This window comes from Robertmurraya massiliosenegalensis JC6 (assembly GCF_000311725.1).
In the GTDB taxonomy this organism is placed as follows: Bacteria; Bacillota; Bacilli; order Bacillales; family Cytobacillaceae; genus Robertmurraya; species Robertmurraya massiliosenegalensis.
Genome location: NZ_HE978517.1, coordinates 35,545 through 56,779 on the forward strand (window position 1 = coordinate 35,545; position 21,235 = coordinate 56,779).

The 21,235-nt window shown below is 39.0% G+C and carries 21 protein-coding genes and 1 riboswitch; of the genes, 8 read left to right on the forward strand and 13 right to left on the reverse strand.

Going from position 1 to position 21,235, the window contains the following annotated elements; all coding sequences use genetic code 11:
• Positions 1-4 precede the first annotated feature (4 nt).
• From BMSHG_RS20980 to BMSHG_RS21025, 9 genes are all read right to left on the reverse strand, one after another.
• The gene (locus tag BMSHG_RS20980) at positions 5-1,501 is read right to left on the reverse strand and encodes a cobyric acid synthase (RefSeq protein ID WP_019156432.1); all 1,497 of its coding nucleotides are present in this window, start codon (positions 1,499-1,501) and stop codon (positions 5-7) included.
• Entirely contained in the window at positions 1,498-2,043 is a 546-nt protein-coding gene (locus BMSHG_RS20985) for a bifunctional adenosylcobinamide kinase/adenosylcobinamide-phosphate guanylyltransferase (RefSeq protein WP_019156433.1), read from the reverse strand. Before BMSHG_RS20985 ends, BMSHG_RS20980 begins: the two co-directional genes overlap by 4 nt.
• Positions 2,040-3,101, reverse strand: coding sequence for a threonine-phosphate decarboxylase CobD (cobD, locus tag BMSHG_RS20990; protein ID WP_019156434.1), 1,062 nt, complete (start codon positions 3,099-3,101; stop codon positions 2,040-2,042). The genes BMSHG_RS20985 and cobD overlap by 4 nt, the downstream gene beginning before the upstream one ends.
• Positions 3,058-4,038 (reverse strand): adenosylcobinamide-phosphate synthase CbiB, encoded by a 981-nt coding sequence (gene cbiB / locus BMSHG_RS20995; protein WP_019156435.1) that lies wholly within the window; start codon positions 4,036-4,038, stop codon positions 3,058-3,060. Before cbiB ends, cobD begins: the two co-directional genes overlap by 44 nt.
• The gene (locus BMSHG_RS21000; protein WP_019156436.1) at positions 4,035-5,504 is read right to left on the reverse strand and encodes an adenosylcobinamide amidohydrolase; all 1,470 of its coding nucleotides are present in this window, start codon (positions 5,502-5,504) and stop codon (positions 4,035-4,037) included. Before BMSHG_RS21000 ends, cbiB begins: the two co-directional genes overlap by 4 nt.
• Positions 5,497-6,549, reverse strand: a complete 1,053-nt coding sequence (locus BMSHG_RS21005; protein WP_019156437.1) for a FecCD family ABC transporter permease — start codon at positions 6,547-6,549, stop codon at positions 5,497-5,499. The genes BMSHG_RS21000 and BMSHG_RS21005 overlap by 8 nt, the downstream gene beginning before the upstream one ends.
• Positions 6,550-6,574: 25 nt before the next feature.
• Positions 6,575-7,543 (reverse strand): ABC transporter substrate-binding protein, encoded by a 969-nt coding sequence (locus BMSHG_RS21010; RefSeq protein WP_019156438.1) that lies wholly within the window; start codon positions 7,541-7,543, stop codon positions 6,575-6,577.
• 134 nt (positions 7,544-7,677) lie between these two features.
• A riboswitch (cobalamin riboswitch) is annotated at positions 7,678-7,874 on the reverse strand.
• Positions 7,875-7,983: 109 nt separating this feature from the next.
• Positions 7,984-8,715 carry a DNA/RNA nuclease SfsA gene (gene sfsA / locus BMSHG_RS21020; RefSeq protein ID WP_019156440.1) on the reverse strand — a complete coding sequence of 244 codons (732 nt, stop codon included), beginning with the start codon at positions 8,713-8,715 and terminating at the stop codon, positions 7,984-7,986.
• Positions 8,716-8,731: 16 nt separating this feature from the next.
• Positions 8,732-9,508, reverse strand: coding sequence for a hypothetical protein (locus tag BMSHG_RS21025; protein ID WP_019156441.1), 777 nt, complete (start codon positions 9,506-9,508; stop codon positions 8,732-8,734).
• 520 nt (positions 9,509-10,028) lie between these two features.
• Between BMSHG_RS21025 and mgtE the strand changes: the two genes are divergently transcribed.
• From mgtE to BMSHG_RS21045, 4 genes are all read left to right on the forward strand, one after another.
• Complete coding sequence (gene mgtE / locus BMSHG_RS21030) at positions 10,029-11,387, forward strand: magnesium transporter (protein ID WP_019156442.1); 1,359 nt, start codon at positions 10,029-10,031, stop codon at positions 11,385-11,387.
• Positions 11,388-11,561: 174 nt separating this feature from the next.
• Positions 11,562-12,728 carry an FtsW/RodA/SpoVE family cell cycle protein gene (locus BMSHG_RS21035; protein ID WP_019156443.1) on the forward strand — a complete coding sequence of 389 codons (1,167 nt, stop codon included), beginning with the start codon at positions 11,562-11,564 and terminating at the stop codon, positions 12,726-12,728.
• A gap of 66 nt (positions 12,729-12,794) precedes the next feature.
• Positions 12,795-13,382 (forward strand): YqaA family protein, encoded by a 588-nt coding sequence (locus BMSHG_RS21040; protein ID WP_019156444.1) that lies wholly within the window; start codon positions 12,795-12,797, stop codon positions 13,380-13,382.
• A gap of 121 nt (positions 13,383-13,503) precedes the next feature.
• Complete coding sequence (locus BMSHG_RS21045; protein ID WP_019156445.1) at positions 13,504-13,938, forward strand: Dps family protein; 435 nt, start codon at positions 13,504-13,506, stop codon at positions 13,936-13,938.
• Positions 13,939-14,155: 217 nt separating this feature from the next.
• On the opposite strand, the gene BMSHG_RS21050 is transcribed toward BMSHG_RS21045, so the two are convergent.
• A complete protein-coding gene (locus BMSHG_RS21050) occupies positions 14,156-15,016 on the reverse strand; it encodes a hypothetical protein (protein ID WP_019156446.1) in 861 nt (286 codons plus the stop codon).
• A gap of 92 nt (positions 15,017-15,108) precedes the next feature.
• Positions 15,109-15,954, reverse strand: coding sequence for a VOC family protein (locus tag BMSHG_RS21055; protein ID WP_019156447.1), 846 nt, complete (start codon positions 15,952-15,954; stop codon positions 15,109-15,111).
• Positions 15,955-16,039: 85 nt separating this feature from the next.
• On the opposite strand from BMSHG_RS21055, the gene BMSHG_RS28505 reads away from it, so the two are divergent.
• From BMSHG_RS28505 to BMSHG_RS21075, 4 genes are all read left to right on the forward strand, one after another.
• Entirely contained in the window at positions 16,040-16,246 is a 207-nt protein-coding gene (locus tag BMSHG_RS28505) for a hypothetical protein (protein ID WP_019156448.1), read from the forward strand.
• A 191-nt stretch (positions 16,247-16,437) separates the two neighbouring features.
• A complete protein-coding gene (locus tag BMSHG_RS21065) occupies positions 16,438-16,671 on the forward strand; it encodes a hypothetical protein (protein ID WP_019156449.1) in 234 nt (77 codons plus the stop codon).
• A gap of 56 nt (positions 16,672-16,727) precedes the next feature.
• On the forward strand, positions 16,728-19,322 hold the full coding sequence (gene adhE, locus BMSHG_RS21070; protein WP_019156450.1) for a bifunctional acetaldehyde-CoA/alcohol dehydrogenase: 2,595 nt from the start codon (positions 16,728-16,730) through the stop codon (positions 19,320-19,322).
• A gap of 156 nt (positions 19,323-19,478) precedes the next feature.
• Complete coding sequence (locus BMSHG_RS21075; RefSeq protein ID WP_019156451.1) at positions 19,479-20,039, forward strand: FAD-dependent oxidoreductase; 561 nt, start codon at positions 19,479-19,481, stop codon at positions 20,037-20,039.
• A 123-nt stretch (positions 20,040-20,162) separates the two neighbouring features.
• On the opposite strand, the gene BMSHG_RS21080 is transcribed toward BMSHG_RS21075, so the two are convergent.
• Complete coding sequence (locus BMSHG_RS21080) at positions 20,163-20,483, reverse strand: antibiotic biosynthesis monooxygenase (protein ID WP_019156452.1); 321 nt, start codon at positions 20,481-20,483, stop codon at positions 20,163-20,165.
• 441 nt (positions 20,484-20,924) lie between these two features.
• Positions 20,925-21,056: a hypothetical protein gene (locus BMSHG_RS29350; RefSeq protein WP_019156453.1), complete on the reverse strand. Its 132-nt coding sequence runs from the start codon at positions 21,054-21,056 to the stop codon at positions 20,925-20,927.
• Between the last annotated feature and the right edge of the window lie 179 nt (positions 21,057-21,235).

Below are 21,235 nucleotides of genomic sequence, written 5' to 3' on the forward strand. Positions count from 1 at the left end.
GGTTTTAAGTCCCCCAGCTATGGACGATTTCCTTTACTCTTTCCCAATCCATATGTTGTTTCAATGTAAGACTGAGCTCATCGTATTTCTCTTCCTTCAAATCTTGGCGATAGACTACTTCTTTAGTAGGAAGTTGCTTCTCTTCACGAATTCTATTTAACCAGTAATTCCGAAATTCATCATTATGGAAAAGATGGTGCACATATGTTCCAATTATTTTTCCTTCATGCCCATAATACCCTTCTTCTTTGCCATCATCCAAAATTAAAAACGGACTTCCGTTTTCTATTGGTTCTGTTACACCAAGGTGAATTTCATACCCTGCAATCGGACGGTTCCCACTTACCTGGACAGATGGGGCATATCGTCCATTGAAACGCACTGTCTTCTTTTCAGCAGTAAACACGGTTGTACTTGGGATCAATTGCAATCCTTTTAAGCGATTGCCAACAATACCTGTGTCAGAGCCAGCGACATCGACAATTTCTTGACCTAACATTTGATATCCACCACAGAGCCCGACGATACGTCCACCCTTTTTCACATAATCGTTCAATCGCATCGCAAGTCCCGATTCAATGATGTAGCTTAGATCATGAATCGTACTTTTTGTTCCTGGGATGATGACCGCATCAGGCTGACCGAATTGGGAAGGGTTTTTTATAAAGCGAATGCTGACATCCTCTTCATCATAAAATGGTTCAATGTCACTGTAATTAGAAATGAATGGTAAATGAATGACCGCAATATCGATATCCCCATTCCCTTTTCGATTCGTTTGGATCGATAAAGAATCCTCACCATCAATCATATGATCATGAACATACGGTAATACGCCTAATACTGGAACTCCGGTTCTTTCCTCTAACCACTTCGCTCCATCTTCAAAGAGGCTCATGTCCCCGCGGAATTTATTAATAAATATCCCTTTTACTCTTTTTCTCTCATCTGGATCGAGAAGTTCTAACGTGCCGACCACATTCGCAAAAACCCCGCCTCGGTCAATGTCAGCAACGAGAATAACAGGAACGTCTGCAAGTTCAGCAACTTTCATATTGACAAGCTCCCGCTCTTTTAAATTGATTTCTGCTGGACTTCCTGCTCCTTCAATCACTAAGACGTCAAAGTTTGCTTCCAATTTATGCAACGCCTCTTTGATCACCTTTAACCCTTCATCATAAAAATGAGCACGATACCCTTTTCCTGATAATGTTTGGACGGCCTTTCCTAGCAATACGACCTCTGATTGCATATCCGATCTTGGCTTCAGTAAAATCGGATTCATCCAAACTGATGCTTCGATTTTAGCAGCCTCTGCTTGGATTCCTTGCGCTCGTCCAATTTCCTTACCATCTGCGGTTACGTATGAATTATTGGACATATTTTGTGATTTAAAAGGAGCGACCTTCACATCTTCTAAAGCGAAGAGACGACAAAGCGCTGTAACAACCAGGCTCTTTCCCACATCTGAAGCCGTCCCTTGAATCATCACGCCTTTCATACATTTTCCTCCTTCATAGCTATCGGGATGCCCGCTTCCACTAAATAAGCAATTCTTGAGCGAGCAACAAGTTCTTGATGTAAGTTCCCAATGATTTTGCTATAGTTCAAAACGAGCGCATTCTCATGACTAATCCCTTCCCACAATACTTCATTGCTCACCAATATCAACTCTGCACAATTTGCTTGAACGGCGTCAATTCCACGTAGTAACTTTTCTAAAATATGCGGATCCCATTTATCTTGAGAAAACAACTCATTATTTAATAACGTTGTGACACAATCAAGAAGGACAATATCGCTCTTCGAGAAAGATGTAGCGATCGCCTCAACTCCTGTCGATTGCTCCCATGTCGTCCAAGGGAATTCACTTTCTTGCCTTTCTTCTTGATGCCGTTTAATCCTTTGTTCCATTTCCTTATCACTCGCCACACCAGTTGCGAGATAATGAAGATTGCCGCCTAACTCCCTTGTTCTTTCCTTTGCTAGCTTTTCGGCAAATGTACTTTTCCCACTTCTAACTCCACCTGTAATAAAAATCATCTTGTCCATTCCTTTAAAGCTTTACATAATTGGTCGTTTTCCTCTTCTCTCTTAATGGCAAATCGGAGCCATCGCCCCTCTAAGCCTGGGAAATTCATCGTATGGCGAGGGACAATTCCTTGTTCTAACAAATAGTGGAATAACGGGAGTTGTGATTCGATATGGGGCCATCGCAAGAGATAAAAATTGGTTTCTGATGGCGATATCTCAAACCCTTCCTCTTTCAAAAAAGAGAAAAGCCTCTCTCGTTCTTTCTTTATGTAATGGTGTGTTTGCTCGATAAAGGACTCTTCCTGTAAACAAATTTCACCGGCACGAATCGCAATACCGTTGACACTCCAATGAGATTGATAACTTTTCAGCTTCCTGGTTACTTTCTCATTTGCTAACAAATAGCCAAGTCTTAAGCTAGGGATTGCAAACATTTTCGTCATTGAACGTAGAAGAAGCACATTCGAGAAGTTTTCCATAATTGGTACAAGAGATTGATAGCTTTCCCAAAAATCAAAAAAGGCTTCATCAATGACAAGATACGCATTCCTCTCTTTGCATAACTTAGCTAATGCCAGCATCTGTTCATAAGAAAAGCAAATGCCAGTAGGGTTATTCGGATTACATAAAAACATCGCTTCAACTTCATGCAATGGAAGTCTTTCTAAGTTCAACTGCCAGCTTTCATCTAAGAACTCATAGACAATATCACATCCATTCGCCCGACAAGCCTTCTCATATTCTGAAAAAGTCGGTTGGATAATGAGTACTCTTTTTCCAGCGAAAAATCTTCCTAACAATGAAATAAGCTCTGCTCCCCCATTTCCAACCATGACCATTTCCTCTTCAATTTTCTCCTTTGATGCGATCCGCTTCTTCAAAGAGGTGGCCTCAGGATCGGGGTATTCCCCAATGTCTGTGAAGAAATTCATCCAGTTATCTCGCAATGCCTTCGGTGGTCCAAGCGGATTGATATTTGCACTTAAATCCATCCTTTTTTCAGGCATTGGCAAATTCATAGCTTCATAGATATAATGCGGATTCGCTCCATGTGACGGCCAGTTCAATTAGGATTCCTCCAATCCAAAGCAGCAATGTAAATAGCATTGTCGTTCTCGTTAAAATTTGATTTGTGAGGAGAATATGTTTTTTTTCCAATGGGATAAGGGGCATACCCATTCGTGCTCGATCGGACACCAGTCCATTATAGTAATTCACGCCTCCAAGTTGTACTCCTAACAGAGCGGCTACTGCTGCTTCAAGCCAGCCACTATTTGGGCTTGGGTGCTTTTTAGCATCTCGTAAAAAGAGTTTCCAAGCTTCTGCTCTCCTAATCATCAACGGCTGATGACCTATTAAGATAAGATACCCTGAAAGGCGACTAGGGAGCCAGTTAACGAGATCATCAAGCTTGGCTGATGCCCAGCCAAATTGTAAATATCGTTCATTTTTGTAGCCAACCATGGAGTCACATGTGTTAATCGCTCGGTAAATCATGGCGAAAGGAGCACCTCCAATTAGGGCCCAAAATAACGGTGCAGTTACTCCGTCGCTCGTATTTTCAGCAACCGTTTCAACGGTCCCTCTAACAATATCACTTTCACCAAGCTGTTCTGTATCTCTTCCAACAATATAGGAGAGCTTTAATCGTGCCTGCTCCAGGTCTCCTTTCTGTAATGGCTGATACACTTCGAGTGCAGCCTCTTGTAAGTTTCTTCGTGCAATCGTAGTTGCGATTAAGATGCTTTCCACAAAAACCCCAAAGAAAACATGCGCTTCATAGCTAAGCCAGACAACGAGGGACGTAGTGATAAATGCGATTAGTACAACTAGTGAAACCATCGCTATGCCCTTTAACCGTCGAGCACCCTTTTTATTTAAGTATTTTTCCAACATGGTGATAAGTGATCCAATCCATTTCACAGGATGAGGCCATTTCGGTGGGTCCCCTATCACAGCATCAATAAGAATAGCAATCGTAAGAGCAATCAAGTGAGGAATCATTGTTGTCTCTTCCTTTGACGACTTTTTTTGATCGCCTCTGTTGTACATTCGAAGACCCCTTGACTAACAAGTTTCCCAAGAGGAGTAATCGTTCCAGCATACTCTAATTTTTTCCCCATTTGCGTTGCTGCAATAAGAATGCTATCTGTGGAAGTCCCTGTTGCTACTGTACCGGTTACCGAATCCAATACTTTTAGATTATCCATCACCTTTACCTTCGCTTCTGTTGCCGTCATAATGCTTTGAATAAAAGCCTCTTCCGTCAGCTCCCCATTGACGAAGATCCATGTGTTAATTGTACCTGGGACAAGTTCGAAGGAGTGCTCAACACTTCTAGAAGCATCGACAGCATTTCCTACTCCTGCTGTCACGATGACCAATGCAGAAAAGCCTTCTGCTTTTAAAACTTTGTAGGCAACATCTTCTACATATACTGCCGTCATCATTCCAATTGTTTCCGAAGGTTCGAAGCCTTGGTCTTTTAAAAATGTGAGCATTTCCTGACGGTGATCATCGCAATCATAACTTTTATCGACATGACGATTGACGAATGTGCGATGCCAACCTAATCCAGAACCTACAACTCCTGAAGACATCGTCCGCAACGGAACTGGTGAATGAAGGGAAATGTACTCCTCTGTAATATTCATGTATCGCGGTTCAATTTCCACACTCACTTCATCGGTTTCATATTTCGGCAGGAGGACCATTTGCGGAACTGGAATACTAGGATGTGGGTGCTTCTCCACATCCGTACGGTAAACCTCTTTTATTTTCTCTACTTTCACTACTTCATTCGGAACATCATTCGTATGGACAGCTCCATCTTCAAGCAGTAATAGACGATCACAGTATAGACTTGCTAAATTTAGATCGTGAAAAATCGAGATAACCGTTAAGCCCTTCTCCTTTGTCCAGCCCTTTAAAAGATCTAATAACTCCTTTTGATAAGACAGATCAAGATGATTAGTCGGTTCATCTAATAAAAGAATTTCTGGCTCTTGTACAAGTGCTTGCGCAAGAAAGACCCGTTGACGCTCGCCCCCAGAAAGATCTTGAATGCTCTTATTCTGAAATAGCGCAATTCCAGTTTGTCCCATCGCTTCCTGAACAATTCGTTCATCTTCATCACTCCACGAACGAAACCAGCCATCTTGGTGGGCATAACGACCAAGGGAGACCGTCTCCTTTACAGTATAGGAAAAGGCCTGTGAAGAATGCTGAGAAAGCACAGCGATCATCTTTGCCAGCTCTTTCATTGAATATTTCTTGATCGACTTGCCTTTAATCCTAATACTGCCTTGCTGAAAGGAAAGGATTCCAGAAATCATTTTTAACAAAGTTGTTTTGCCACTGCCGTTTGGCCCTAATACTCCGAAAAGCTCTCCTTCGGCAACTTGAAAAGAAACATTCTTTACGATCAGCTCTTTTGCGTACCCACCTGAAAGTTGTTCAACCTTAAGCATCTGCTCCACTTCTTTCCGCACTTCGTCTTTTCATCAAAATCATCCCAAATGCTGGAGCTCCAATTATTGCTGTTATGACTCCTATTGGGAGCTCAACCGGAGAAATGATCGTTCGGGAAACTAAATCTGCTAATATAAGGAATCCACTCCCTGTCAAAATAGATAATGGAAGTAAATGAGTATGATCTGGTCCCCATAGCATTCTTGTTAAATGAGGAATCACGAGACCGACGAAACCGATCGTCCCTGAAACAGCAACGGCTGCTCCTGTTAAAATCGAACCTGCAATTAAGATCACCATTTTCCTTCTCTGTACATTAACGCCTAAATGCTGAGCACGTTCTTCTCCAAAGGACATCGCATTTAGTTCCTTACTGTTGGCGATCAAAATAATGGAACCGAGTATAAAGAATGGGAGAATGATCTGAACATAGCTCCATCCTCTCATGGATACACTTCCAAGAAGCCAGCCGATAATCTGTCTTAACTCTTCTCCTGTTAAAGCGATGATTAAAGAGATAAAAGCACCTAAAAATGAGCTAAAGATAATACCTGTTAAAATAATCGTTTCAACTTTCATCCCCTTATCAATTTTCCGCGCAAAGCCTAAGACAAAAAAGATCGTTAAAAAAGCAAAAAGAATACTAAGCAGCGGCAACGTAAAGGAGCCTACAAAAGGAATCGAGAATTGAAAAAATAAAGTGAGAACAGCACCTACTGATGCTCCTGACGACACGCCTAATGTGTATGGATCCGCTAACGGATTCCGTAAAAGACCTTGAAAGGCCGCTCCCGCAATTGCGAGTGCCGCCCCTACTAGTCCTGCCAAAATCACTCTTGGTAACCGAATACTTAAAACAATATTTGCTTGCATTGGGTCGATGTGATCAATTGAAATAAAACGGAAAATTTCAGCACCGATAATTTGTATGATATTTCCGATCGGGACTGAGACTGTCCCGATCGAAATACCTAATAAACATGCAATAAGCAAAAATGCGATTGCAATCATATAGGCAAAAGCTTGATGACCCATTTTTTTCATCGTTACCTCTCCAAACTAAGTAGTATTACTCAAAAATTTCTGGATAGACCGCTTTTGCCAATTCTTCTAATCCATCTGCAAGCCTTGGACCTGAACGAGTCACAAGATCGGAGTGAACATCAATGACCTGCTTATTTTTTACAGCCGTTACATCTTGCCAGCCTTCTCGTGCAAGAACTAAATCTACCGCATTTTCAGTGTAATATCCATAAGTCGTAATAATAACATCGGGATTCCGCTCAATAAAAGATTCCTCGTCTAAGTTGAGCCATCCATCTAAATCCCCTACTCCATTTTCCGCATGAATAAGTGACAACATCTCATCCATAAAGGTGTTTTTCCCTGCTACAAAAATATCTGGAGCTGGGCTAATTTCAAAAATTACCGATTTCGGTTCTGTAATCCCTGCCGTTTTCTCTTCTATCTCGGCTATTTTTGTTTTCATTCCATTTATGATTTCTTCTGCCTTTTCTTTTTCACCTGTAGCTGTACCGATCATTTCAATTGATTCATATACTTCGTTAAAGCTTGCTGCTTGATTGACAACAAGAACTGTAATTCCTGCGTCTTTTATTTGTTGTAATCCTTCAGTAGAATTGTGCGCACTAGATGCGTGGGCTAGGACCAAATCTGGTGCCAGAGAAATAATCTTCTCTACATTCATTTCCATACCACCGATTATTTCCTTTTCCATTACTTCTTCCGGATAATTATCATGTTCGGATACACCGACAATTTCATCTCCCAGACCGAGAGCATAAGCGACTTCCGTATTACTTGGAATCAAGGAGACAATTTTTGCTGGTTTCTCCTCAATGACGACTTCATCCCCAAGGGCATCGGTGATCGTTACTGGGAATGCAGGCTCTTCTGCTGGCTCTTGTACTTCTTCACCTGCGTTATTTTCCTCGACTGGTGATTCGGTCTCACCGCAGCCCGCTAAAATTCCTATTGATAATAATAGTGCGAATAAAATTGAAACCCATTTCTTCATCTGTTATTGCCTCCATAAATTAAGTGATGTTGTGGAGAATATAAAAAAACATCTCCACTATGAAGAAATGGAGATGTTGGATTAGCAATTACTATAGAAATAGCTTCCAAACACCTCCCTATCCTCGTAGGTTTGTGGTGCACTAGAATTAGGCAGGTCTCCTGGCTCATGGTCTTTGCAAGACTGCTCCTTCCCATACCATATGTACAGTGGTATTTGCAGCTTACTCCCATTAACAGTGGCGGGACCGCGTTGGATTTTCACCAACTTCCCTTTTAAGTCTACTGAAAAAGTTTCAGGAATGTTCAAACCCGTAAACGAGCCTTTTGCTAGAACACCCTTCTCTTTCTCTTACAGACACCTAATACTTCATGTATGAAATTTTCCGTTGTCCTCAGTATACACTATTTTTTCTCCCGGAAAAGTTAACAATTTTCGAATTATTGCAATCGTACTGGAATAGAATCTCCGATCTCGATCCCATCAACCGTTATGCAACAACTTCTTGCGAAAAGTTTCACCCCAGCTACCTGAGCTTCTTTTAAGGCCCTATCAAACTTAGGATCTATATGCTTCGCTGTCGTGACAAATGAAACATCCTCTCTTTGAACGATAAAAAGGATGGCTGTTGTATAATCGGAAGATCGTTTCGCAAGCTCTTCCACATGCTTCGTTCCTCTTGCGGTCACAGCATCTGGGAACATCCCTTTTCCCCCTTCAGCTAATGTCACACTTTTGACCTCTAAAAGAAGCTCCTTTCCTTTATCATTTTCTAACAAAAAGTCCCAGCGTGAATTTCCAAGTGTATATTCCGATTTTTTATAATGCCAGCCAGCAAATTCACTGAGCGTGCCAGCCTTAAGAGCTTTTTCCACAAGTTTGTTCGGTAGAGCAGTATTAATAGAAACAAGGCCACTATTCGTGTCATTTTCACACAAAATAGCGGTCCACTTCGTTTTTCTAGAAGCATTATCATGGTCCATTAACCAAACCGTCTTGCCAGGCAAAAGAAGTTCTTTTAATCTCCCAGGGTCAGCTAAGTGAGCAACAGCTATTTCATCCGTTTCAGCTATTTGACAGTGGATAATAAATCGGTTTGGCCTTTCGATAAATATAGCTTTTGTCAATGCTCTCGGGAATGGCAGTCTTAACTCTTTTGTATCATCCTTCATGATTAGAAGAGCCCTCCTAGTTTGTAACCATTTTCCATTCACTTGTTTTCTTATCAAAAATCAGCTTTGCATCTGGCTTCCCTTGAGCTACCTTTTCATACTCTTCATACATATCATCCATATTATCAAAATCCCCCAGAACCCAAATCGGAATCTCTATCGCTATTCTCGTTTGTACATTATCGCGGATGGAGATGAGGATTCCTTCTTTCATCATCATTTTCATATTCAGAATTAGTTCCATTTGAATAGAAGGAATTGGACGCTTCTTTTTAATCCCCAATAGATTCTTCACAAGCTTACTCTCTGTCATTTTCCCTCCTAGGACATCTCCAAACATGCGATAAAAATCTGTCATATTGCGATAATACGTTTTATTCCACCAGCCATCATCATGAGCTAAATAAACAAAGCGATTACGAAGTTGCTGATAGAAAGGCTTTCTTAAGTCATCCTTCATGTGTCCAAGGAAAAGAAGTTCTGCAAGTTCATGACCTGATAATTCATTGAGTGCATCCTCATCTTCAAAGTCAATCCAGCAGAAATCCCCATAGCCGTAAACATCATCCTTAATAAGCTTATTCAATTGTTCACGAGGGACATATTCTAAAAGTGTATGTAGATTAAATTCTCCGTCATCAAAATGATGCTTCAGTAGGAGGACATTGTTCAGAAGGTCTGAGAGAGAGCTGGCAAACTCCTCAAATTCAATCCCATATGATAAAACGTAGTGCTTTGTTTCATTTAAATGAACATAGACAAGATCCTGTTGATTGCCATTATGTTTTTTCAAAAGAATAACCTCCGAACCTTTTGATAAGACTGATGATGAACCTAAAGTCATTAATCCCAGTTTAAATCGATTCCAATATCCGAAAAAGAACATGGTTTAATTAAAACCGTTTATTCCTAGTATTTAAATACAGATTACAACAAATTTTTAGAAAAGAGTCGAATTGTTTAACTAGATTTTAACAAACTTTCCGGATAAAATCTTACTTTATCCACATAATTTCCAATTCTCCCACCAAGAAAATATTTCCTTTTCTAATCGCAAATGTCCAATAAAGGTTTTAGGAACTTTTTTTGTGGTACTACTAAGAGAAAGACTGATCCCAAAATAACTCTACTTAAATCATTTTATACAACAACTTGACAATAAAAAAATGATTTAATCGTATCAATTCTCCTCAACTTTTCTTATAATAGTCACGAGAGTTGACAGTACTTCGAATTTTTTTTGGATCTACCCAGTAGAAATCGATTCTAGTACTATCTTCATCAAGCATTTTCCGGTAAAGGAGCGTGATCTCATGTTTCAAAATATGACAGAAGATCAAATCACCCTATATGTAATCAAGGCATTAAAAGAGAATAAACGCAAAGAATTTGAAGCAATCGTCGATGAGCTTCAGCCTTACGATATTGCTCAAATTTATGAAGATTTGCCGGAAAAGCATCGAACGCGCTTTTTATTTTTTCTTAATATTAATGCACTGGCCGATTTAATCCAAGAACTAAATAGCGAAGAGCAGCTCGATGTATTAAATCGCCTCGGAATTGAAAAATCTGGTAAGGTTCTCGATATGATGGATAATGACGACCTTGCTTCCCTTCTTGAAGACCTATCTCCTGAAAAAATTGAGTCTCTCTTATCAGGAATGAAAAAAGAAGAGTCGCAAATTGTTCAAGATATCATGAATTATCCACCAGAAACAGCCGGTCGATTAATGACCAATCGATTCGTTTGGATCCGTGATTATTATACCGTTCGGGAAGCGGTCGATAAGCTTAAATCTTTCGCAGGGCTTGCTGAAACGATAAACTATTTATATGTTATTGACCAGAATCGAAAGCTTGTCGGAGTCGTATCCTATCGAGATTTATTAATAGCAGAGTTGCAGGAAAAGATTCGCGATATTATGTATGAACGGGTCATCTATTGCTTAGAGGACACCGACCAGGAAGAGGTAGCTCGCCTGATCGAGCGCTATGACTTCCTTGCCATTCCAGTTGTCGATCAAGAGCATATTCTGATTGGAATCATCACCGTCGATGATATTATCGATGTCGTGATTCGTGAAGCAAATGAAGATATTGAGAAATTATCCGCTTCTGGTAAATCAATTGATTTTGAAACAAAATCTTTTGTTGCTGCATACAGGCGACTTCCGTGGCTTGTCCTCCTTCTTTTTATTGGGCTTATATCTGGAAGCATCATCAGTTCCTATGAAGAAACCCTTGAAAAAGTCGTTGCGCTAGCCTTCTTCATGCCAATGATTTCAGGGATGACTGGAAATACAGGAACCCAATCATTAGCTGTTGTGGTCAGAGGTCTTGTTTCTAACGATATTGACAAAAGGGTCATTACGAAGCTGATTATGAGAGAATTAAGTGTTGGCGTGATTATTGGAGTAACATGTGGAATTCTGATTTCGATCATTGCCCTGATTTGGCAAGGAAACTTCATTCTCGGTCTTGTGGTAGGAAGCTCCCTATTGCTTACCCTTATTATTGGTACACTTGCAGGTACGGTTATCCCGTTAATTTTATATCGATTAAACGTTGACCCAGCCATCGCATCGGGACCACTAATCACAACCTTAAATGATATCTTCTCCTTAATTACCTATTTCGGTATTGCAACCATGTTTATTAATTACTTGTTATAATGGAACAGTAAAAATCACGAAGACTTTTGCTCTTCGTGATTTTTATTGGAAATTTAGAAACCATTGCCCCTGTAAATACGTCTTATTACATGTGGCTATTTTAAAGTTATCTCTGTTAATATGAAAGAATAGAAATGAAATTAGGGAGATTAAAAGAGACTAGGTGTTGGAACAATGGATAAAAAGAATAAAGTTGCTGAAAAGTTTGACTGGACATTAAGCTTCATTTTGCTATTGTTCTTTCTTACTAGCTGCGCTGCCATTTATAGCGCTCAAACAACCGAACAATACAATGAAAATTATTTTTTACGACAAATTATGTATTATGTGGTCGGAATAATCATCGTTGCAGTGGTGATGTTCTTTGACAATTATCAATATCGAAAGCTTAGCTGGTATTTATATGGATTTGGCATATTGCTCCTAGTTGTACTATACCTGTTACCTGCTTCAGATTTCACTCCAATTCGAAACGGAGCAAAAAGTTGGTTTGTCTTACCTGGAATCGGCTCAATTCAGCCATCGGAATTCATGAAGATCTTTTTAATCCTTACATTAAGTAAGCTAATTGCCGATCATCACGAAAAAAATCCACTTAAAACTACTAAAACAGATTTTATTTTGCTGATAAAACTTGGAGTGGCTACCTTACCGCCGCTCGGCCTTATCGCTGAACAGGATTTAGGAACCGGATTAGTCATTATCGCCATTTTCGTAGGGATGATTCTTGTTTCTGGAATGAAATGGAAAATTCTTTTGCCTGTTTTTTCAGCAGGTGCCGCTCTCGCAGGAGCAATATTTTACATCGTCATCCATTACCCAGAGCTACTTGAGAAACATATTGATACTTATCAATATAATCGAATTTACTCTTGGCTAGACCCAGAAAGTTATCAAAGTGGTGCAGGCTACCACTTATATAAATCACTGCAAGCGATTGGCTCTGGGCTGATATCGGGGAAGGGCTTTGGTGAAAGAGTCGTTTATATTCCAGAGAGTCATACCGATTTCATTTTCAGTGTCATAGGTGAAGAATATGGCTTTGCAGGGGCAAGTCTTGTGATTGGACTATTTTTCATTCTCATTTATCACCTAACAAAAACAGCTCTTGATACAAACGATCCTTTTAATACGTATATTTGCGTAGGCGTTATTAGTATGATTACGTTCCACGTCTTCCAAAATATCGGCATGACCATTCAAGTACTACCAATTACAGGAATACCCCTACCTTTCATTAGCTATGGTGGTAGTTCCCTTATGTCTAACATGTTTGCGATGGGACTTATATTCAGTATAAGATATCACCATAAAACCTATATGTTTAGTTCTGGGAAGTAAGTAATCAATCGCCACAGAAAAAAATACAACCAAACACAATAAACATACAACTAAAGGAGTTAAATTATGTCTGAATTGATTCATACGATAGAGGAATGGCTTATGGAATACGGGGTGTGGGGGCTTGCCCTCGTGTCTTTTGCTGACTCTTCCTTTTTTCCCATTCCTCCAGACGTTCTACTTATTCCAATGGGAATTTCAAATCCAGATAGTGTCCTTTTTTATGCCTTTATCACAACAGCCACTTCTGTATTAGGGGCATTATTAGGATGGTTCATTGGAAAAAAGCTAGGGCGACCTGTATTAACCTATCTTTTCAAGGAAGATAAGGTTCAAAAAGTAGAGTATTACTTTACAAAATACGGATCCATGGCGATTTTGATGGCTGCATTAACCCCGGTCCCTTATAAGATATTTACAATTTTCGCCGGGATCTCTCGCATCCGACTTCGCACGCTTGTCATTTGGTCTATTATTGGCAGAGGTGCTCGCTTTTTCGCCGAAGCTTTACTCATCCTTTTCCTCGGTGCTCAAGCAAAGAACTTTATTGATAACAATTTTGCTCTCATCACCATTATTGGAGCCGTTATAATTGTTGGTTCTTACCTTGTTTATATGTACATTAGAAAAAGAAGAAACCCAAAAAACCCTTAAGTGAACACACTTAAGGGTTTTATTTATAATAATTATAAATAAATAATTAATATAAAAAAGTATTGATTTTAATTTAAAATTTGTTATAATTAACATATAAATGATATAGGAGGAATGTTAAATGAATTTACAAACTGCTTTAAACGTACAAATTTCTAACTGGAGTATTTTATATACTAAACTCCATCGTTATCACTGGTATGTAAAAGGACCTTTATTCTTTACCCTCCATGAAAAGTTTGAAGAGCTATACAATGAAGCGGCACTTACTGTCGATGAAGTGGCAGAACGCCTACTTGCTATCGGTGGACAACCTGTTGCAACAATGAAAGAATACTTAGAAACTGCAACACTTTCAGAATCAGGAAATGAAACAAAGGCAAGCGAGATGGTTGCATCTCTCGTCAATGATTACAAAGCGATTAAAGAACAATTAGTTGAACTCGCTGATTTAGCTGATGAAAAAAATGATGTTAACACTAACGACCTAGCCGTTGGACTAATTGAAAAAATTGACACCCATATTTGGATGTTAAATGCTTACTTAGGAGAATAACGCAATAAAGAAAAAGAGTCAGTGAGTTAACTCACTGACTCTTTTTAGGCTTTGACAAACGCTCGCTTTCTTTAGCACTTCCCCTTATCCAAATGCTCATTTCCTTACTAGGGTAACTCCGCTCCTCCCAAGGGTTCGTTTCTCGAAATCAAACGTTTCCAATCAACTTAAAAAACAGCCATCTACTATTTGAGGATTTTGTCAAAACGTTGACTCTTTATTTTTTATCAATTTGAGGATTCTCTTTTTTCAAACCATCATAAATGAGTCTTTTGTAAAATTCGGACATCCCGATCATAAATATATGAATAATAACGTTTAAATACGGGATCGAATAGTTTCTTTTAACAATCCGAAAACGAAAAAGTACCCAATCTACCATTAAACCAAAAAGAAGAATGCCTACCCTCGCTAACCATTTACCTTTCCGAATAACCCATGCTGAAAATAAGGATAAAACTACACTATACAATGGTGCATAAACAAAATGCTCCCCGAGACGATGTATGAGCCCTCTACCAAAACGAAAATTCCCCGTAAGTGCAGCAAAATAAACAGCATTAAATCCTGTACCCATAATCGCCAAAAATAACGAAACAAACAGGATAAACGGATTCCTCTTCTGTAATTGTTCATACCATTTATCGCTCAGGAAAAAATATATTGGTAATAAAAATGTCGTAATAATCGGATTCCACCATCTCGTCTTATAAATTTTCAAATGTAAGAATAATCGTTCCACCAGATGGAAATAGAAAATAAATAGTGATTTTATTTTCCAATTCAGCTTAAAAGCTGATAAGAATACTCCTGTAAAAGGGATATAAATCGCTTGTGATAAGATCGCTCCAAAAAAATTGTCAAAGTAATTGTTTTTCATTATCTTCGGTTTATAGCGATAAGCTCCGAATAAATGGAGAACAAAATACTCAAAAATAAAAGCCATCCCCATATTTACCATCAGCAAGACACTAATCGTCCTTCTCTCCTTTTTCTTTAAGAACGTATAAATTAGGAGAGTCGAATGGATAACTAATAGCAAAATAAATGGATATTTATTTCTTCTTTTTCGTTTCATTCATATCCCTCCACTAGGTCTGTACTGATTATTCTTTGAAAATGGAGGGACATTATACTATTACTCACTGAACTAACAAATCAAACATACGATCATACAACAATTCTTATTCGAGATGGATCCATCAACTTTATGTTATCGCCATCAATTTCTACTGGATAACCTAGATTCTTTAAGCGTTCTAATACTTTTTTCTTTTCTTCTTGATTCGGATACTTCAATGTGAAATATTGTAAGCCAGCACTTTCTTCTGATGGTGATGGCGCACCCCTTCCATTCCATGTATTCAATCCAATATGGTGATGATATTTTCCGCTCGAAACAAATAGGGCTTGATCACCATATCGTGCAACCACTTCGAATCCTAACGTATCACAATAAAATTCCTCAGCAGCACGTAAATCTGCAACATGCAAATGAATATGCCCCATAACTGTTCCCTTTGGAAGACCTGCCCAATCCTTTCCATTCCATTCCTTCAATAAATCCTCTACATCTAAAGGCACTGTATCCATTTGTACCAATTCACCTGACCATTGCCAATTTTCAGATGGGCGATCCGCATAAATTTCAATTCCGTTCCCATCAGGATCTGCTAAATAAATCGCTTCACTGACGACATGATCAGATGCACCTTGAAGTGGATAACGACTTTCAACTAAATGCTTTAAGCACGCTGCTAATTCTGCCCTCGTTGGCAGCAATAGCGCAAAATGATATAGTCCCGTCCTTCGTGGTTCTTTTGCTGTCACATTATCTGGCTCAACAATCGTTAATAACGGTCTTTTACCATCCGCTGTAAAAACCGTGGTTGTAGAAGTCTCCTTTAAAATCTGGAGTCCTAAAATATTTTGATAAAAGGATACCGCTCTCTTTTTATCCGTTACCTTTAAACACACTTCATCAACGTATACATTTGGTGATTTATGAAATGTCAACTCGATCATCCCTTCCTTTTTTTTATTGATGTGTTCCTTTAGGATTAGTATACTAGTTATAATAAAAAGTAAGGAGTGATCTGTCTTGTCCAAATCAAATGCCCGAAAGCATCGTGATAAAATAGCCCGTGAAGGAAAAAGAAACCCTGAAATGAATCGAAGTCCCTTTGCATTTATTGATATGTCTACACGAAAAACAAAAACAAAAAAAGACTATTTATATAGGAGTAAACATAAGAACCAATCATTTATCGATAATAATGATGGTTCTTTTTTATGTTCTGTTTGCTGAATTACCAATGTAACACCAATGTCTTTTATTATATAAATATAATAATTCATCGATTATTTTGTTAGCTCAACTTATCCATCTATTTGTATTCGCTTACATTTTAAAATTCAAAGTTTGTTCAATATTTCACAAACTACTATTTGAATAATATGGTATTCTACATGTAGATAAACAAATAAGGAGTGAGTACAATGATCATTTGTGAATGGAGAGCCTTTTCTACAGATACTGAAACCTACACTCAAGCGTTATTTGAGAACCTGATGGAAGATAAATTTGAAGCGATGATGTTGAAAGACAATGACCCCATTCCTTCCTATATATGGACTAAAAACTATGTCATTCATATTCGCAAAAACTCCAAGATCTTGACCGATATCTCTTTTGAAAAAGTCCCAAGAAACCCAGATTGTGTAAATGCATGATCTTTTTTTAAAAACTAAGTTGTGAAATAAATCACATATTTCAGGAGGAGAACAAGATGGCTATTAAAGAAAGGGAGTTACCAAAAGTACAAACCGTTGCTGAAATGATTGACCAATTAGTGAAAAATGGTCGACGTGCTTTAAAGGAATTTCAAGAATTTGATCAAGAAATGATTGATGAAATCGTCAAGCAAATGGCTATAGCCGGGTTAGATCATCACATGCCATTAGCAAAACTTGCTGTTGAAGAAACAGGGAGAGGCGTATATGAGGACAAAATCATTAAAAATATGTTTTCAACAGAGTACATCTATCACAATATTAAATACGATAAAACCGTTGGAATCATCAATGAAAATGAACATGAAGGAATGATCGAAATCGCTGAACCTGTTGGTGTCATTGCTGGCGTCACTCCCGTCACCAATCCAACATCGACGACGATGTTCAAAGCCCTTATTGCCATTAAAACGAGAAATCCGATCATTTTTGCCTTTCATCCTTCTGCCCAAAATTGCAGTAGTGAGGCTGCAAGAGTGTTGCGAGATGCCGCTGTTCTCGCAGGTGCACCTGAGCATTGTATTCAATGGATTGAGAAACCATCATTGGATGCCACACAGCTATTGATGAACCATTCACAAGTATCCGTCATTTTAGCCACTGGTGGTTCTGGAATGGTGAAATCAGCCTATAGTTCTGGTAAACCCGCCCTTGGCGTTGGACCTGGAAATGTTCCATGTTATATCGAGAAATCAGCCAATGTTTTACGTTCTGTTAACGACCTTATTTTATCAAAAACATTCGATAATGGGATGATCTGTGCTTCTGAACAAGCGGTCATACTTGACGAAGAAATTTACGACGAAGCTAAGCAAGAATTACTTTCACACGGTTGTTATTTTTTAAATGAAGCTGAGAAATTCAAAATTGAAAAGTTAGCGATTCGCGAACTTGCTGGAACCGTTAATCCGGATATAGTGGGAAGACCAGCATTTAAAATTGCCAAAATGGCTGGTGTAGATATTCCGAAAGATACAAAAATCCTGATTGCTGAACTTGAAGGAGTAGGCCCACAAGAACCCCTTTCTAGGGAGAAATTAAGTCCTATTCTTGCCTGCTATAAGGTAAAAAGTCTTGAGGAAGGGTTAACAAGATGTGAGGAAATGCTTGAATTTGGTGGCTTAGGCCATTCAGCCGTGATCCATTCAACAGATGATGAAGTCATTAAAAAGTTTGGTTTAAGAATGAAAGCGGGCCGAATTATTGTCAACGCCCCTTCTTCTCAAGGAGCCATCGGTGACATTTATAATGCATACATCCCTTCCCTTACGCTTGGTTGCGGGACTTATGGGGGAAATTCGGTCTCAACTAATGTTGGAACCATGCATTTAATCAATATTAAAAAAGTAGCGAGAAGGAATGTAAATATGCAATGGTTCAAAGTTCCACCAAAGATTTATTTTGAAAAAAATTCAATTCAATATTTAGCGAAAATGCCAAATATCTCAAAAGCTTTGATTGTAACCGATCCAGGAATGGTGAAACTTGGTTATGTCGATAAAATACTTTATTACTTAAGAAAGCGTCCAGACTATGTTCATTGCGAGATATTTTCGGATGTAGAGCCTGATCCATCGATTGAAACGGTGATGAAAGGTGCAGAATTAATGGCCTCTTTCCAGCCTGACGTGATCATTGCCCTCGGTGGTGGTTCTGCTATGGATGCAGCGAAGGGCATGTGGTTATTCTACGAACACCCTGATACAGACTTCTTTGGCTTAAAGCAAAAGTTTCTTGATATTCGCAAACGGATCGTTAAGTATCCGAAACTAGGCGAGAAAGCTCAATTTGTCGCAATTCCAACCACTTCTGGTACAGGTTCAGAAGTCACCTCCTTCTCCGTTATTACGGATAAGAGAGCAAATATTAAATATCCATTAGCCGACTATGAGTTAACACCAGATGTAGCCATCGTTGACCCACAGTTTGTCATGACGGTTCCAAAGCACGTCACAGCAGATACTGGCATGGATGTACTGACACATGCGATCGAAGCCTATGTATCTGTTATGGCGAATGACTATACAGATGGGTTAGCGATCAAAGCCATTCAACTTGTATTTGAATATTTACCGAAAGCCTACCGGAACGGCAATGATGCGCTTGCTCGAGAAAAAATGCACAATGCTTCAACGATTGCCGGAATGGCTTTTGCCAATGCCTTCTTAGGAATTAACCATAGTCTTGCTCATAAGCTAGGTGGCGAATTCCATATTGCTCACGGTAGAGCGAATGCGATCTTACTGCCACACGTCATTCGTTATAATGCAACAAAGCCGAAAAAATTTGCTTCATTCCCTAAATATGAAAAATTTATTGCTGACAAGCGCTATGCAGAAATCGCAATGGCTCTTGGACTTCCAGCGAGAACCACGGAAGAAGGTGTAGAAAGTCTCATTCAAGCAATTATTGAACTAGCTGAAGAGCTTTATATTCCAATGAAGATAAGAGCAAATGGCGTAAACAAGAAAGAGTTTGAAAGTAAAGTAGATTTCTTAGCTGAAAAAGCTTTTGAAGATCAATGTACAACCGCCAATCCTAAACTACCACTCGTTACGGAATTAGCTGAAATCTATCGCAAAGCTTGGTAACTAATAAGAGAGAGGTCCCACTCTTGATGGGATTTCTCTCTTTTTTTCGTCAATCAATTCCTACCTTAAAGATACGAGCATATATTGGGTTATTTTTCTAATATTTTGTTAAAATTATGTATGAAGCAGTTTGACTACTAAAGGAGGAGTTCACAAATGTATGATGTAGTAATTATCGGAGCAGGCCCAGCTGGTGCAAGTGCTGGAATCTTTACAGCAAAAGCCGGAAAGAAAACCATTATTTTAGATAACGAAAAGAGCGTTACGAAGCGTGCTTGGTTAGAAAACCATTATGGGGCACCTGCCATCTCTGGACCTGATTTAGTAGAAACAGGCAAAGAGCAAGCGAAAAAATCTGGTGCTGAAATTGTAGAGGTTGATGCAACTGAAATTAAGAAATCAGGTGAACATTTAACTGTTGTTACAGCGAGCGGTGAATACGAAGCAAAGCATGTTATTCTTGCTACTGGTATGGCGGTTGATCTTGGAGAGAAATCAGGGGTAACAACTAAACCTGGTACAGAGCCTCGAATTAAAGCCATCTTTGATGTCGACCAATCTGGGAAAACAAATGTTGCAGGTGTTTGGGCTGCTGGTACTTGTGCCGGAGTTAGCATGCATACCATTATCACTGCTGGTGACGGAGCAAAAGTAGCAATTAATATTATTAGTGAACTAAACGGCGAACGTTATGTTGACCACGATATTATGAAGTAAGAAAAAAGAAAAAGGACGCAAAGTGTGATTTAACACCTTTTGTGTCCTTTTCCATATGCTAGATTTCCGCTAGCAGTCTCTATCATTTTGTTAGCTATTTGTTAGCTAGTATATAACCGTATGCTACTTAACAGCTTCCTTAACCGTTACCACTTCATATTTTCCGCCTTCTGTGCTGATGATATAGTCTGGTTTCGGTTGTCCTAGCTTTGCCTTATGTCCAGCAATGTGAGCGTCACTCTTCTCCCAGTTTTTCCAATCTTCTTCTGATTCCCAACGAATTTGCACGAGTACCTCTTCATCACCTCGTCGGACTTTTTTCACCATCACTGTTAAATCAACAAAACCTGGTTGTTTTTCAATAATGCCTTCTTTGCTAAAACGCTCCAATACTTTATCGGCATTACCTTCCGTCACGATCGTTTTTCTCATTTGGACAAACATATTTAAACTCCCCTTTTCGTCAAATCAGAATATGAAACTATCACCATTATAAATGATAATCATTTTCAATTACAACAAAAAAAACTCCTACAAAATGTAGCAAGCTTCCGGTTTGTTTAATTCAATCCACACATCTCTCACCCTTAAGCGGAATTTTTCCTGTTATCTCCTCAAAGAAGTCCCTTTTAGAGGAAATAACGGAAGATTTTCCGCTTATAGAGGGCAAAAGCGTTTATTATGGCATTTTTTGAGGGAATAGCAGGAATTTTTCCTGTTATTTCGGCTCTTTTTCATGATGGTTAGTCATTAAGCGGAATTTTTCCTGTTATTTTTTCTTACCGATACTACTACCGTTTATACAAACCTTTATCCACAAGTCGAGGCAATTTATAGATTCCTGACAACCAAAAAACATTGTGCCTCAGCACAATGTTTTCTATATTAACAACAGTCGCTTTCGTTCCCGAGTAACACTAAACCATTCGCTTCCTTATTAAAATCAAGGGTTAGCCCTTCTAAATAAGGAGCAATATCAGGATCAATCGCAACTTGAATATCATTCATGGTTTCCATCTTATCATTTTCTTCTGGCTCTTCCAGAGACAGTCCTACTTGTGGGCCGCCTCAACCATAGCCGCCAAAATAGACACGAATATTGCGAATTCCATTTTCTTGGAACACATTCTGCAACATATCGCGTGCTTCGTTTGTAATATTCACTTACCTCATTCCTTTCTTTCATTAGCAATAAC